General features: G+C 62.5%; 12 protein-coding genes. All 12 read left to right on the top strand.

All coding sequences use genetic code 11. The features are described from left to right. The first annotated feature begins 32 nt into the window (after window positions 1-32). The 12 genes from LN047_RS11070 (at window position 33) to LN047_RS11015 (ending at window position 14,423) form a co-directional block, all read left to right on the top strand. Complete coding sequence (locus tag LN047_RS11070) at window positions 33-1,484, top strand: methyltransferase regulatory domain-containing protein (RefSeq protein ID WP_373981770.1); 1,452 nt, start codon at window positions 33-35, stop codon at window positions 1,482-1,484. 226 nt (window positions 1,485-1,710) lie between these two features. Further along, window positions 1,711-3,402, top strand: coding sequence for a flagellin (locus LN047_RS11065; protein ID WP_373981769.1), 1,692 nt, complete (start codon window positions 1,711-1,713; stop codon window positions 3,400-3,402). 374 nt (window positions 3,403-3,776) lie between these two features. Further along, on the top strand, window positions 3,777-7,094 hold the full coding sequence (locus LN047_RS11060; protein ID WP_373981768.1) for a methyltransferase domain-containing protein: 3,318 nt from the start codon (window positions 3,777-3,779) through the stop codon (window positions 7,092-7,094). Further along, window positions 7,091-7,861: a glucose-1-phosphate cytidylyltransferase gene (gene rfbF / locus LN047_RS11055; protein ID WP_180099986.1), complete on the top strand. Its 771-nt coding sequence runs from the start codon at window positions 7,091-7,093 to the stop codon at window positions 7,859-7,861. Before LN047_RS11060 ends, rfbF begins: the two co-directional genes overlap by 4 nt. Further along, entirely contained in the window at window positions 7,846-8,916 is a 1,071-nt protein-coding gene (rfbG, locus tag LN047_RS11050) for a CDP-glucose 4,6-dehydratase (protein WP_373981767.1), read from the top strand. Before rfbF ends, rfbG begins: the two co-directional genes overlap by 16 nt. Continuing rightward, window positions 8,913-9,470, top strand: a complete 558-nt coding sequence (locus LN047_RS11045; protein ID WP_373981766.1) for a dTDP-4-dehydrorhamnose 3,5-epimerase family protein — start codon at window positions 8,913-8,915, stop codon at window positions 9,468-9,470. Before rfbG ends, LN047_RS11045 begins: the two co-directional genes overlap by 4 nt. Further along, the gene (locus LN047_RS11040; RefSeq protein ID WP_373981765.1) at window positions 9,467-10,711 is read left to right on the top strand and encodes a methyltransferase domain-containing protein; all 1,245 of its coding nucleotides are present in this window, start codon (window positions 9,467-9,469) and stop codon (window positions 10,709-10,711) included. The genes LN047_RS11045 and LN047_RS11040 overlap by 4 nt, the downstream gene beginning before the upstream one ends. After that, window positions 10,708-11,529: an NAD-dependent epimerase/dehydratase family protein gene (locus tag LN047_RS11035; protein ID WP_373981764.1), complete on the top strand. Its 822-nt coding sequence runs from the start codon at window positions 10,708-10,710 to the stop codon at window positions 11,527-11,529. Before LN047_RS11040 ends, LN047_RS11035 begins: the two co-directional genes overlap by 4 nt. Beyond that, a complete protein-coding gene (locus LN047_RS11030; protein ID WP_373981763.1) occupies window positions 11,530-12,285 on the top strand; it encodes a cephalosporin hydroxylase family protein in 756 nt (251 codons plus the stop codon). It abuts the gene before it with no gap. 15 nt (window positions 12,286-12,300) lie between these two features. Further along, window positions 12,301-12,801, top strand: coding sequence for a DapH/DapD/GlmU-related protein (locus tag LN047_RS11025; RefSeq protein ID WP_373981762.1), 501 nt, complete (start codon window positions 12,301-12,303; stop codon window positions 12,799-12,801). Between the two features lie 36 nt (window positions 12,802-12,837). After that, complete coding sequence (locus LN047_RS11020; protein WP_226848981.1) at window positions 12,838-13,650, top strand: phytanoyl-CoA dioxygenase family protein; 813 nt, start codon at window positions 12,838-12,840, stop codon at window positions 13,648-13,650. Next, window positions 13,647-14,423, top strand: a complete 777-nt coding sequence (locus LN047_RS11015) for a class I SAM-dependent methyltransferase (RefSeq protein ID WP_226848979.1) — start codon at window positions 13,647-13,649, stop codon at window positions 14,421-14,423. The genes LN047_RS11020 and LN047_RS11015 overlap by 4 nt, the downstream gene beginning before the upstream one ends. Window positions 14,424-14,568 lie beyond the last annotated feature (145 nt).

The raw sequence follows: 14,568 nt of genomic DNA, 5'->3' as shown, positions 1-14,568 counted from the left end.
GCATTTCCGCACCTGAATTGAATCGCGCGCGCGTGCTGGAACTGGGCTGCGCGGCGGGGGGCAATCTGTTGCCGTTCGCGATAGCCTATCCCGACGCCCGCGCGGTCGGCGTGGACCTGTCGCCCCAGCAGATCGAAGCGGGCCAGCGCGCGGCCGAAGCCGCCGGCGCACGCAATCTCGATCTGCACGCCATGAGCCTGACGGACATCACGCCCGAATTCGGCACGTTCGACTACATCATCTGCCACGGCGTCTTCAGTTGGGTGCCGCCGGAAGTGCGTGACGCGATCCTGCGCATCTGCAAGGAGAACCTCGCGCCCGAGGGCATCGCCTATATCAGTTACAACACCTACCCGGGCTGGAAGGCGTCGGATGTCCTTCGCGACGCCATGATGCTCAACAGTTTCGGGGCGCAGACGCCGCAAGAAAAGGTGGCGCGCGCCAAGGACATGCTGAACCTGATTGAAAATGGGCTTTGGGAAAACAATCCCTTGCAGTCGGCGTTGCAGCACACCGCGCAAAAGCTGCGGGGCCAGAGCGATCACTACCTGCTTCACGAATACCTGGAAGCCGTCAACACGCCCTGCTACTTCCTGGAGTTTGCCGCCGCAGCTCAGCAGGCCGGGCTGGCCTACCTGACGGACGCCGAACCGCAACTGACCTTTCCCTCGACCTACGGCTCGAGGGTTGCACTGGGTCTGAACGGGCTGGCGGTCAATGCTGGCCGCGAGATGCGGGAACAGTATCTGGACTTTGCCGTTGGCCGATCGTTTCGAAAGAGCCTCCTGGTACACGCTGAACGCGCCGGCGCAATTCTGGAGCAACCCGAGGGCGGCGCGTTCACCAAGATGTTTTTTGCCGCCGACCTGCGCCCGCAACCCACACCCGCAGGCGCTCCGCCCCAGCAGCGGGATTACATGACCGCGCGCGGGGCGACCTTGAGCTCTCGCGATCCGGTCGCTCACTCGCTGATGGACCTGCTAGGTGAATCCTGGCCGCAGTCGGTCACATTCGACGCAATTCGCGAAGCCGCGGCCGCAAATGCAACGGGCAAGTCTGTGCAAGAGCTCACCGACGCGTTGCTCGCCCACGTCATTGCCCTCGTACAGTCCAACGCCTTGAGCTATCGGCTGGAACCCTCGTCATATGGACGTTCGCAGCCCAAGCCACAGCTCATCGCCGGGGCGCTGGATCTGCTGCCCGAAGTGACCAAGCCTGACAGCCAAATCAGCATGCACAATCTGTGGCATCAAGGCGTAACGCCGCCGTCCGATCCGCTCAGCCTGCAGATTATCGGCATGATGGATGGTTCCCGCACGACGGCCGAATTGCGCAGCGCAGTGCGGGACGCGCTGACAGCCGGTCGGCACCCTCATCCGAATGGCCAGACATATAAGGGCGCTCGAAATCTTGAGCCGGTAGCCCAGGAGTTTCTTAATTCACTTATGGTCAAACTGCGCCGCAACGGCCTTTTGCTCAATTGACAGCCTGGTGCTCCTGCCAATTTCTCCCCAGGGATTGGCAGGAATCTGTAATTCGCCACCAGAAATACGATTGCTCCCAAAAAAAACCCTAAAGATTGTTTTTAGGCTGCCGTAATCCTGGCAACGGAGAAATTCGAAGACACAAGTCACCGAGTTCTTCCCGTTACAAAGATGGGCGGCCCCGCTGCCCGGTTTGAAGAAGCCTTTCTCTCTTGGGAGCCTAAACATGGCTGCAGTCATCAATACCAACTACTTGTCGCTCGTTGCTCAGAACAACCTGAACAAGTCGCAATCTTCCCTGGGTACCGCCATCGAACGCCTGTCGTCGGGCCTGCGCATCAACAGCGCCAAGGACGACGCCGCCGGTATGGCGATTGCCAACCGCTTCACCGCGAACGTCAAGGGCCTGACCCAAGCCGCTCGTAACGCCAACGACGGCATCTCGCTGGCTCAAACGACGGAAGGCGCTGCCTCCGAAGTCAACACCCACCTGCAACGCGTTCGCGAACTGTCCGTGCAAGCCGCCAACGGCAGCTACTCGCAAGAACAGCTGAACTCGATGCAAGACGAAATCAACCAGCGTCTGTCGGACATCGATCGCATCTCGCAACAAACCGACTTCAACGGCGTGAAGGTTCTGTCGGATTCGGCCAAGCCCCTGACGCTGCAAGTCGGCGCCAACGACGGCGAAACGATCACCCTGAACCTGACCGAAATCAGCGTCAAGACCCTGGGTCTGGACGGCTTCAACGTCAACGGCTCGGGCGTGACCCAGAACCGTTCGGCCACCGTGTCCGACCTGCAAGCCGCTTCCGGCACCACCGTTGGCGCCAACGAGTGGAAGGTCACCACGACGCACGAAGCCGTGACCGCTGAACAAGCTTTCGGCAAGCTGGAAAACGGCAACAAGGTTACCGTTTCCAACGGCACCAACGCTGACACGGTCTACACGTACGACGCGACCAACAAGAACTTCACGTTCACGAACTCGGCTGTCGGCACGACCGCGGTTGGCGATCTGGCCACCTCGCTGCGCCCCGCCACCGGCACCGTCTCGGGCACGTACAACAACGTCGGTTCGAACTCGACGTCGTTCGAAGTCGACGCCACGGGCAAGGTCACCATCGGCGGCCAAGACGCCTTCCTGGATTCGGCTGGCAACCTGACGACCAACAACGCTGGCACGGGCACGACCGCCGCCACGCTGGACGGCGTGATGAAGGCCGCTGCAGCCGTTTCGACCGCCGGCGACGCCAGCGTGACGATCGGTGGCAAGACCTACAGCAGCACCGGTACCGCCAACAACCTGGAATTCACCGACACGATCAGCAGCGACGCTCTGCTGGCAACCGTGAAGGCGAACGCCACCGCCGACGACGTGACCGTCACCCTGGGCCAAGGCATCACCAGCGCCACCCTGACGTTCACGTCGGGCAAGTCGACCGACACGTACGTCGACGAAAAGGGCACGTTCACCACGACCAAGACCTACGACACCAACTACCTGGTTGACCCCAACACGGGTAAGGTCACCGTCAAGAGCGGCACGGGCACGGGCGACTACGCTGCCCAAGTTGGCAAGGAAGCCAAGGTCAACAGCGCCGGCAACCTGACGACCGAAGACACCAGCAAGGGCACGAAGACGACCGATCCGATGAAGACGCTGGACGCCGCCTTCACGAAGCTGGACAAGCTGACCGGCGAACTGGGTGCTGTGCAGAACCGTCTGGAATCGACGATCGCCAACCTGAACAACGTGGTCAACAACCTCTCCAACGCTCGTTCGCGTATTCAAGACGCCGACTACGCCACGGAAGTGTCGAACATGTCCAAGGCTCAGATCCTGCAACAGGCTGGCACCTCGGTTCTGGCGCAAGCCAACCAAGTGCCGCAAACCGTGCTGTCGCTGCTGCGTTAATTCCAGCGGAAAGCACCGAGCGCTCAGGAGAACGCATGTTTCTCCTCAGCGTGGGCCGGAGCTGGTCCTTCGCGCCAGCACCGGCCGCCCCGAAACCCGCCATATGGCGGGTTTTTTTATTTCCTCGAGCATTTGGAGATGTTGTCCAAACTGAAGGGCAATTCCAACGCTGATTCGCCGAATGAAGGGTGCAGGCGCTTTTTAGAATTGCACGATCACTGTTTAGCGGTTTGCGCCTACCCGTCCCCCTATTTATGTCGATTCCGGCCTTTCTTCAACGCCAAGCCCACACGGATCCGGGGCGTCTCGCCCCAAGCCATTCGCCCGGGCACATTCGCGCCAGTGCGCACCTTTACGGCGTCGAGTCGGTCCCATTGGACAAGGCAAGAGTCCTGGCAATTGGCTGCGGCCGCGGGGAAGGGTTGCTGCCTTTCGCGGTGGCGTATCCCGAGGCTCAAGTCGTCGGCATTGACGCGGAACTCGCGGCCATCGAACTGGCCCGGGAAGCCGCCAAGGCATTGGATGCGAACAACGTGGTGTTTCACCATTGCGGCTACGGTGAACTGGACGAAGGCTTCGCGCCATTCGACTACGTGATTGTGTCGGGGCTGTATAGCTATCTCCCGGCGGACGAAGCTCAGGCCCTCTTGAGTTTCTGCGGTCGAATCCTTTCGCCCCTCGGCGTCCTTTACGTGGACTACCACGTCTACCCGGGAGCGAAGGCATTTGAGGTCGTACGTGATGCCGTCCTGTTGCATGGGCACGCGGCGCAGACGGACGCCGAGGTCAAGGCAGCGGCCCAGGCCGCCCTGACATTGTTCACGGACGGCATCGCGCCGGCGAATCCGTTCGCGTCAGCGCTGAACGCCACCGCGAAAAGGCTGGAGGGGCATCTCAATGAAGCGACAGTTACAGCGCCGAATCCGCTGACCATCAACCCATGCTACTTCGTTGAATTTGCGGGTCAGGCCGTCCAGGCTGGCTTGGCCTATGCCGGCGACACGCAGCCGCTCTCTGAAGTTGCCCTGGGCTTCGGCCCTGGTGTTTCCTTGTCAAACAGCCTGTTGACGATGGGGCAGACTCCCGTCCTCAAGCAACAATATCTTGATTTCGCGACGGGCCGAGGCTTTCGCCAAAGTCTTTGGATATCCGCCAGCCGCTCAACGGCGGGACCATTCAACCTCGACACTGCCCGATTCAAGGACCTGCGCTGGGCTAGCGGTCTACAACGTCTGGCGGGCGGCGACGCTTCCGGCACCGTTACCTATGTCAACCAATGCGGCCAGGTGCTGTCAACTGCCGAGCAGTCCGTCCAGATCGTCGTTGACACGCTCGCGCATGTATGGCCCGCCTCCCTGCCCTATACGACGCTGCTTGCATGCGTCATGGTTCGCCAGGGTCTGGACGATGCCGCCGCCCGAAAGCTGCTGGACAAGGCCGTGCAGACACTGCTCGAGAACGGCGTTGCACATTACTGCCTTGGCCCGAGTCCCTACGACGTGGCGAAAGACGGCGTCCTGCGGATTCTGCCGTCGCTCAAGACCCTGAGCCAGCCAGGCGAAAATTTGAAAGTTGGCTTCAATTTCTGGCACGAACCCGTCAAGCTTCAAATCACCGAAGTCCAACAAGCGCTTGGATCCGCCCTGGCTGCGCAAATGCCGTTGGCTGCGCTCGCCGCGCTGGCGACGTCCCAGGGAAATAATGCCTCCGCATTCGGGCTAAGCGCGGGTACGCCCGACGTCGCAGAGTTTCTGCACCTCCTGAAACGCTTTGGCCTGCTCCAATCGCCCGCCAACGCATGGCTAGTGTGGTTGCGCGACGGATTGGCAGCCGCCAACGGCCAGGCGCCCTATTTCGGGCTTTATGTAAGCGCGTTGGCCAGGACGTGTCTCGAGGCCGGCGTGCTGTGCGGCAACGACAACAGCCCGCCACCACCGAATGCGCTGCTGAATCAAGCCAACCGCATGCAGGAACTCATGCGGGAGAACGCGTATCAGCAGGCCGAGACGATCGCCCGCAAGCTCACCCAAGCGATGCCGGGGTTCATTGACGCCTGGGAGGTGCTGACAGCATGCCTGTTCAACACAAACCAGTTGGAAGCAGCAATGCTGGCGGCCATGCAAATGCTGCAACGTGCGCCCGCGGACATGCGTGGCTATGTACTGATAGGCATATGCCTGGCTCGCATGGAGCGCACCTCGGAAGCCATCAATGCAAGCCGCCGGGCGGTGGAACTTGCGCCGGCCAGTGCGCATGCCCATTCCGCCTTAGGCGATTCGCTGAGCGCTGAACGCCGCTACAAGGAAGCCCGCATCGCTTATGAAAATGCGTTGACGAGGGATCCGGCCCACCGAAAATCGCGACTGAACCTGACAAAGGTGTTGATCGATTCTGGAGATATCGTCGCTGCCGAGAAAGCAGCCCGCGAATCGGTCGCGGCCTATCCGGATTCCACGACCGGTTACAGCAACTTGTTGTTCGCGACCAACTATGCGCCCGACAAATCGGCCAGCGAGGTGTTTCAGGCGTACCAGGAGTGCGACCGCCGGTTGTTCAGCCATCTCAAGGAAAAATGGCGCAAGCATTCCAACCCTAAAGATTGGAATCGACGCTTGAAGATCGGGTACGTATCCCCGGATCTCAAGAAGCATTCCGGCAACCATTTCATCGAACCATTGTTCGCGAATCATGATCGGAGCCGCTTCGAAATCACTGCCTATGCCGAGCTTGCATCCGAAGACCTGGTGACGGCGCGCATGAAGTCGTACTTCGATCACTGGGTTCCGACTTCCCGCCTGACCGATGCCGATCTGGCTGAACGCATCCGTGCTGATGGCATCGATGTCCTGATCGACGTCGCTGGGCACACCCAGGGAAATCGCCTGGGCGTGTTTGCGCGCAAGCCCGCTCCGGTATCGCTCACCTGGCTCGGCTTTGGCTACACCACGGGCTTGTCCGCCATCGACTACATCATGACGGACGAGGATATGGCGCCTATTGGCAGCGAGGCCTTGTTTGCCGAAAAGCCCTGGCGGCTCGAACAGAGCAATTTCGTTTACCGCGCGGGTCAAGACATGGGGCCGCCCGGCGACCTGCCCGCACTTCGCAACGGCGTTGTCACGTTGGGCACGCTCAGCCGGGCCATCCGCATGAACCACCGGACGATAGGGGTATGGAGCGAAATATTGCGCCGCCTGCCGAACGCCCGCCTTGTGGTTGACAGCAACAGTTATCGCGATCGTCACATGTGCGAGTCGCTGGCTGCACGCTTCGCGGCACATGGCATCGGCGCTCAACAGTTGTCCATCGGATACCACACCCCTCCCTGGGATGTCCTGCGCGGCATCGATATCGGTCTGGACTGCTTTCCTCACAATTCCGGCGTGACGCTGGTCGAGACGCTGTACATGGGCGTCCCCTACGTGACCCTGGCCGACAGGCCTAGCGTGGGCCGCATCGGAAGCTCCGTGCTTTCCGCGGTGGGACGCCCCGAATGGATTGCGCAAACCGAGGCGGACTATGTGGAGAAGGTCGTCGCCCTGGCCAGCGACCTGCCCGCCCTCGCAAAGATACGCGCCGGCCTGCGCGACGAAATGCATGCCAGCCCCCTGATGGACGAACCCGCCTTCGCGCGCAAGTTCGAAGGCGCGCTGCGCGAAATGTTCAAGAACTGGTGCGAAACCCAAGCATGAAAGCAATCATCCTGGCCGGCGGCCTTGGCACCCGGATTTCCGAAGAGACTCACACGCGTCCCAAGCCGATGATCGAAATCGGCGGGCGGCCCATCCTGTGGCACATCATGAAGACCTATTCCGCCCACGGCGTGAACGACTTCGTGATCTGCTGCGGCTACAAGGGCTACATGATCAAGGAGTACTTCGCCAACTACTTCCTGCACATGTCCGACGTCACGTTCGACATGGCCGACAACCGCATGGAAGTGCATCAGCGCAAGGCCGAACCGTGGCGCGTGACCCTGGTGGACACCGGCGAGAGCACGATGACGGGCGGCCGCTTAAAGCGCGTGGCCGACTATGTGAAGGAAGACGAGGCGTTCTGCTTCACGTACGGCGACGGCGTGGCCGATATCGACATCACCGCCCTGCTCGCGTTTCACCGCAAGCATGGCAAGGCCGCGACGGTCACGGCCGTGCAGCCGCCGGGGCGCTATGGCGCGTTGCGCCGCGAAGGCGACAGAGTGGCAGGTTTTACCGAAAAGCCGCGCGGCGACGGCGGCCTGATCAACGGCGGTTTCTTCGTGCTGTCGCCCCGCGTGCTATCGCTTATCGACGACGACGACACGACCTGGGAAGCTGGCCCCTTGGAAACGCTTAGCCGGGAAGGCGAATTGCACGCGTTTGAACACCTGGGCTTCTGGCAGCCCATGGACACGCTGCGCGAAAAGAACCTGCTGGAATCCCTCTGGAGCACGGGCAAGGCGCCATGGAAAGTCTGGTAACGCCCAGCGCAGGATTCTGGCGCGGCAAGCGCGTCCTTGTGACCGGTCACACCGGCTTCAAGGGCGGCTGGCTGGCGATCTGGCTGCAGCGGCTGGGCGCGCAGGTGACCGGCATTGCCCTGCCGCCGTGCACGCAACCCAGCTTGTACGAAGCCGCCCGCATCGGCGACCTGATCGACAGCCGCCGTTGCGACATCCGCGACGCTGCCGCACTGCGCGAGCAGGTGCTCGCCGCCCGTCCGGAGATCGTGCTGCATCTGGCCGCGCAGGCGCTGGTGCGCCCGAGCTATGCGCAGCCCGTGGAGACGTTTGCCGCCAACATCATGGGCACCGCCCATCTGCTGGATGCCCTGCGCGCCACGCCCTCGGCCCGGGTCGCGGTCATGGTCACGACCGACAAGGTCTACCGCAACAACGAATGGCCCTACCCGTACCGCGAGAACGACGCGTTGGGCGGACACGACCCTTACAGCGCCAGCAAGGCCGCCAGCGAGCTGGTCATTGCGTCCTATCGCGACGCCTTCCTGCGTGAGCAGGGCCTGGCCGTGGCCAGCGCGCGCGCGGGCAACGTGATCGGCGGCGGCGACTGGTCGGCTGACCGCCTGCTGCCTGATGCCGTGCGCGCCTGGCAAGGCGGCGGCGATCTTCAAGTGCGGCGGCCCCAATCGGTGCGCCCGTGGCAGCACGTGCTGGAACCGCTTGCCGGCTACCTGACCCTGGCGGAATCGTTGTGGAACGCGCCTGACCTCGCGGACGCCTATAACTTCGGGCCCGATGCGGCCGAGGCAGCGTCCGTGCGCACCGTCGTGGATCTGGCCCAGGCCGCGTATGGCAAGGGCCGCGTGGTCTATGCCGAGCAGATCGAAGGCCCCCATGAAGCAGGGCTGCTGACGCTGGACACGTCCAGGGCGCGCGCCGTGCTGAAAGTGGCGCCCCGATGGCCGCTGGCGCAGGCGGTCTCGCGCAGCATGGACTGGTACCGTCGCTTTGACGCGGGCGAGGACGCGCTGCCGCTCTGCCATGCCGATATCGACCAGTACGAGGCGCATCCATGAGCCTGGGCGTTCTCGACACCCCGATTTCGGGCCTGAAGGTCGTGCAGCGCCATCCGCGCGGCGATACCCGCGGATTTCTGGCGCGGCTCTTCGATGCATCCGATCTGGCCGCTTGCGGCTGGACGGGGCCGGTCGCCCAGGTCAACCACACCTACACCGCGCATGCCGGCACCCTCCGTGGCATGCACTACCAGTTGCCGCCCTTTGCAGAGATGAAGCTCGTGAGCTGCATCCGGGGCGTGGTCTGGGACGTCGCCATCGATCTGCGGCAGGGTTCGCCCACGTTCCTGCAGTGGCATGCGGAACGCCTGTCAGCGGACAACGGCCGCGCGCTGCTGATTCCCGAAGGCTTCGCCCACGGCTTTCAGACGTTGAGCGACGACGTGGAAATGCTGTACTGCCACTCTGCACCCTATGCCCCGCAGGCCGAGGCCGGCCTGCATTTCCAGGAGGCCCGCGTCGGCATCTCCTGGCCCGCCCCCCCTACCCTCGTGTCCGAGCGCGATCAGCAACACCCGCGCCTGGACGCTGCTTATTCTGGAGTCGCACTGTGAAGTGCCGCCATTGCCAGGCCGAACTGCGCCTGCCCTTTCTCGATCTGGGCCACGCCCCGCCGTCCAATGCCTACCTGAGCGAAGCGGCGCTGCGTGGTCCGGAGACCTGGTTTCCCCTGCGCATTCTCGTGTGCGAATCCTGCTGGCTGGTCCAGACGGAAGACCACGCGGGCCGCGAAGCCCTGTTCACCGACGACTACGCCTACTTCAGTTCGTTCTCGTCGTCGTGGCTGGCGCATTCGCGCCGCTACGTGGACGCGATGATCGGCCGCTTCGGCCTGGGCAAGGACAGCATGGTCGCCGAGATCGCGGCCAACGACGGCTATCTGCTGCAGTACGTCAAGGACGCCGGCATTGCTTGCTACGGCGTGGAACCCACGGCCAGCACCGCGCAAGCGGCACGCGACCGCGGCATCGACATCGTGCAGCGTTTCTTTGGCGTGGAGCTGGGCGACGAGCTCACCGAATCGGGACGCGCCGCGGACCTGATCGCCGCCAATAACGTATTGGCGCATGTCCCGGACATCAACGACTTCGTGTCGGGCTTTGCCGCGCTGCTCAAGCCGCAAGGCGTGGCGACGTTCGAATTTCCGCACCTGCTGCGCATGGTGCAGGAAGGCCAGTTCGATACGGTCTATCACGAACACTATTCCTACCTGTCGCTCACGGCGGTATCGCGCATCTTCACGGCCAACGGCCTGTCTGTGTTCGACGTCGAGCACCTGAGCACGCACGGCGGCAGCCTGCGTGTCTTTGCGCAGCGGCTGGACACGGGCAAACACGAGACTAGCGCCGAAGTCGCGCGCACCCTGGACGAAGAGCAGCGGGCTGGCGTCGCCACACCGGTTTTCTACGCGTGCTTCCAGCAGCAGGCCGAGCGGGTCAAGAACGACCTTCTGGCGTTTCTGGTCGAGCTGCGCCGCGGCGGCAAGCGCATCGCCGCCTACGGCGCGGCGGCCAAGGGCAACACGCTGCTGAACTTTGCCGGCGTGCGCCCCGACCTCTTGCCGTACGTTGTGGACCTGAACCCCGCCAAGCAGGGCAAGTACCTGCCCGGCAGCCATATTCCCATCGTCGCCGAAGCCCGGCTGCGCGAGGACCGGCCCGAGTACATCCTGATCCTGCCCTGGAACCTGAAGACCGAGGTGTCGGAGCAGCTTGCCTACGCCCGCCATGATTGGAACGCCAAGCTGGTCACGGCGATCCCGTCGCTCTCCATCGACAGCGGTCCGCACGCATGAACCACCGGCCGGTCACCGTTCTGGGCGCCTCGGGCTTCATCGGCCGCCACCTGGTCGCGCGCCTGCGCGCCGATGGCGTCGCCTGCGACGCGCCGCCGCGCCAGGATGCGGACCTTTTCAGCCGGCCGCTGGGACACGTGATCTACGCCGTCGGCCTCACGTCGGACTTTCGCAGCCGTCCGCTGGATACCGTGGAGGCCCACGTCTGCCTGTTGCGCAGCCTGCTCGCGCACGGGGATTTCGACAGCCTGACCTACCTGTCCAGCACGCGCGTGTATTCGGGCGCCGCCAGCACGCGCGAAGACGCAGTGCTGCGCGTCAATCCGAACGACCCGAGCGACCTGTACAACCTGTCCAAGCTGATGGGCGAATCGCTTTGCCTGCATGGCGGACGGCCGGCCAAGGTGGCGCGCCTGTCCAACATCGTCGGCCTGCGCGACACGCCGGACAGCTTCATCGACCAACTGCTGGAGGAAGGGGCGCGCGACGGCCGCATCACGCTGCGCACCGCGCTGGAATCCCGCAAGGACTATCTGCACATCGACGACGCCGTGTCGCAGATCATGGCCATCGCCCTGTCGGACGCGACCGGCATCTTCAACGTCGCGCACGGCGCCGGCGTGGAGAACCGCGAGGTCGCCGCCTGCGTGCGGGACGTGCTGGGCTACCCGTTCTCGGTGGCGCCCGGTGCGCCGGCGTGGGCGTTCGACGACATCGACGTGCAACGCACGCAAGCGCTTGTCCGCCGCCCCCCCCTTCCGTTTTCCGAATTTTTCCCGAATTTTCTAGCGCAGTACCGCCTGCACAAAGGAATCTGAATGTCCTACCTTGAAACCACGCCCGACGCGCACCCGGAATACCGCCAGGAGAAGGAAGCCCGCATTGCCGGCTTCGCCAAAGACCAGGAGTTCCGCGAGCTGTCCATCGCCTGGCGCCAGATGGCGCTGGAGCGCAAGTACATGAACAACTTCTCGTGGGCTGGCCGACCGCTCATCCAGCTGCCGATGGACGCCATGGCGATGCAGGAATTGATCTGGGCCGTGAAGCCGGACCTCATCATCGAGACGGGCATTGCCCACGGCGGTTCGCTGATGCTGTCGGCATCCATGCTGCAACTGCTTGGCGCCGGCGACGTGGTCGGCGTGGATATCGAAATCCGCGAGCACAACCGCAAGGCTATCGAGGCCCATCCGCTGGCCAAGCGCATTCATCTCATCGAGGGCTCCAGCATCGACCCGGCAACGATTGCGCAAGTGCGCGCGCATGCCGAAGGCAAGAAGAACATCATGGTGTGCCTGGACTCGAACCACACCCACGATCACGTGCTTGCTGAATTGAACGCGTACGCGGATCTCGTCAGCGTGGGAAGCTACTGCGTCGTGTTCGACACCTTCGTGGAAGACATGCCGGCAGACTACGAGTGGCCGGGCCGCCACTGGGGCAAGGGCAACAACCCCAAGACGGCCGTGTGGGAATGGATCAAGCAGCATCCCGAGTTCAAGATCGACCGCTCGGTCGAAGACCGCCTGCTCGTCACGTCGGCGCCGGACGGCTTCCTGCGCCGCGTGGCCTGACACACCGATAGCGCCATGATTCACATCGATCCCACCGCCCGTGTATCTCGGCTTGCCGACATCGAAGATTCCACACGCGGCACGCGCATCCTGATCGGGCCGAATGCAGTGATCGACGCTTTCGTGAAGATCAAGCCTGCAGGCGGATCCGGCGACGTCGAGATCGGGCCAGATTGCGTCATCAACGCTGGCTGCGTCCTTTACACGGGCCACGGCATCCGCATGGGCGCGCGCGTGGCTGTCGCTGCGAACTGCACATTCGCGCCCGCAAACCACGAATTCCGTCGCCGCGACCAGCCCATTCGTGAACAGGGATTTCGTCCCAGCAAGGGCGGGATCGTCATTGAGGACGATGTCTGGATTGGGGCCAATTGCGTGCTGCTGGACGGCGCCATTCTTCGCGAAGGATGCGTGGTCGCCGCCGGCACCGTCGTACGCGGTGAGGTGGAGGCATTTTCCATCCAGGGCGGCAATCCGATGAAGGTGCTGGGCTGGCGGGAAGAAACCGGCGCTTGAAGACGCCAGAAGAATTCAGACAACGGTAACAACATCATGAGCACCACCCTGCGCGATCGCTTTGAATCCGAAGGCTATCTGGTCTTGAAGGACTTTTGGAAACATGGCGAATTGATCGAACTGGAGAACCAGCTGACGGAGCTGGGCCAACGCATTGTCGGCCCCCGGTTCGATGCACGGGACTACGAGCGATACGACTTGGAACCCGCCACGCAATCGCTCCTGTACGACAGGCTGAAGTATTTGCCCGCGTTGTCGCGCATGTCCGGCAGCCCTGCAGTGCATGAACTATGTCGGGAGCTTGGCTTGGCACACCCGTCGTTGATGGGCTGCTGCAACATGCGTCTGGACAAACCAGCCGACTCGCGCCACCTCTTTGCCTGGCACCAAGATTCGCTTTACCTGCTGGGATCCGCGAACGCCGTGACACTCTGGGTACCCTTTCAGGACGTCAATTTGCAATCCGGTACGATCCAGGTGATCCCGGGCAGCCACAAGCGCGGCATCTATCCCTTCAAACGGATTAGCGACAAGGTAATCGCGCCCTACGTGCCCTTCCTGCAACGGGATCTGAGCCTGGATTGGGACGTGACCGAGGCGCCTGAAACCATCACGGCAAGCCGAGGCGACGTGGTGATTTTCAAACAGATGCTGTTGCATCGCAGTACTCCCAATCTGGGCAAGCAAATTCGCTGGACGACCCAACTTCGCGTCACCGACCTGGCCGATCCAGAGTATCGCCGCCAGCGGTTTCCCACCGGCGACCGGACCAACATCTTCTACGTCGACTACCCGAGCCATGATGCCGAAAAGCGACGCCAAGCCGAAACGGAAAATACAGCAGCATGAACGACACCATCGACCCTTCGCGCTTTCGCCAGGATGGCCGCAGCACTGGCCGCGAAGTCAACTACCGCGCCGACCTGGGTGACTTCTTCAATGGCGCCCGCGGCAATGCCGTGGAGAAGCTAGAGAACTTTGCTTGCTTCGTCCCACGCCAAACCATCGCGCGATTCCTGTGTCTATCAGAACTGTTCAAGATGGCGTTGCACGTGCAGGGCGACATCATGGAGTGCGGCGTCAATTGGGGCGGTGGATTGATGACGTTTGCCCAACTCAGCGCCACGCTCGAACCTGTGAATCTGCAGCGGCGCATCGTCGGGTTTGATACGTTCTCGGGCTTTTCCGGCATCTCCGAGCAGGACCAGCACGCCGTGATTCAAACGACCGAGCGGCGCGTACACGGATATGAAGCGGACAGCTACTCCGACCTTCACCGCGCCATCGAACTGTTTGATGCAAACCGCTTTATTGGGCATATACAAAAAGTTGAATTGGTGAAGGGCGACGTGGCCGAAAGCGTGCCCCGCTATCTCGAACGCGAACCGCAGACGGTGGTCTCGCTGCTACACCTGGACCTGGACCTGTACGAGCCAACGAAGATTTGCCTGGAGCACTTTGTACCCCGCATGCCCAAAGGGGCCGTGATCGTGTTCGACGAATTGAACAACCGCACCTGGCCAGGCGAAACCCTCGCCGTCATGGAAAAGCTCGGATTGAACAAGCTGCGAATTCAACGTTTCACCTACGAGCCGCACATCAGCTACGCCATTCTGGAATAGGCGTCCCTTCTCCCTGTGCACGGCCTGCTCACGGCCACGGCTTCACGAACAAGCGCCAGCTATTGCGCAGCGGCGGCCTCCGGTCTTGGCCGCCATCTTGTTCGGATGCGCAATCTTGCCTTAAGGGAACGGGACACACGGTCCT

It is taken from the genome of Achromobacter sp. JD417, assembly GCF_041879325.1.
GTDB classification, from domain to species: Bacteria; Pseudomonadota; Gammaproteobacteria; order Burkholderiales; family Burkholderiaceae_B; genus Achromobacter; species Achromobacter mucicolens.
The sequence above is the reverse complement of the archived record's forward strand: the minus strand, read 5'-3'. Positions and strand labels throughout refer to the sequence as shown.

Coding starts and splice junctions, on each gene's coding strand:
- LN047_RS11035 (WP_373981764.1), top strand. CDS start 10,708: ATGAACCACCGGCCGGTCACCGTTCTGGGCGCCTCGGGCTTCATCGGC.
- LN047_RS11065 (WP_373981769.1), top strand. CDS start 1,711: ATGGCTGCAGTCATCAATACCAACTACTTGTCGCTCGTTGCTCAGAAC.
- LN047_RS11045 (WP_373981766.1), top strand. CDS start 8,913: ATGAGCCTGGGCGTTCTCGACACCCCGATTTCGGGCCTGAAGGTCGTG.
- LN047_RS11030 (WP_373981763.1), top strand. CDS start 11,530: ATGTCCTACCTTGAAACCACGCCCGACGCGCACCCGGAATACCGCCAG.
- LN047_RS11020 (WP_226848981.1), top strand. CDS start 12,838: ATGAGCACCACCCTGCGCGATCGCTTTGAATCCGAAGGCTATCTGGTC.
- LN047_RS11025 (WP_373981762.1), top strand. CDS start 12,301: ATGATTCACATCGATCCCACCGCCCGTGTATCTCGGCTTGCCGACATC.
- rfbG (WP_373981767.1), top strand. CDS start 7,846: ATGGAAAGTCTGGTAACGCCCAGCGCAGGATTCTGGCGCGGCAAGCGC.
- rfbF (WP_180099986.1), top strand. CDS start 7,091: ATGAAAGCAATCATCCTGGCCGGCGGCCTTGGCACCCGGATTTCCGAA.
- LN047_RS11015 (WP_226848979.1), top strand. CDS start 13,647: ATGAACGACACCATCGACCCTTCGCGCTTTCGCCAGGATGGCCGCAGC.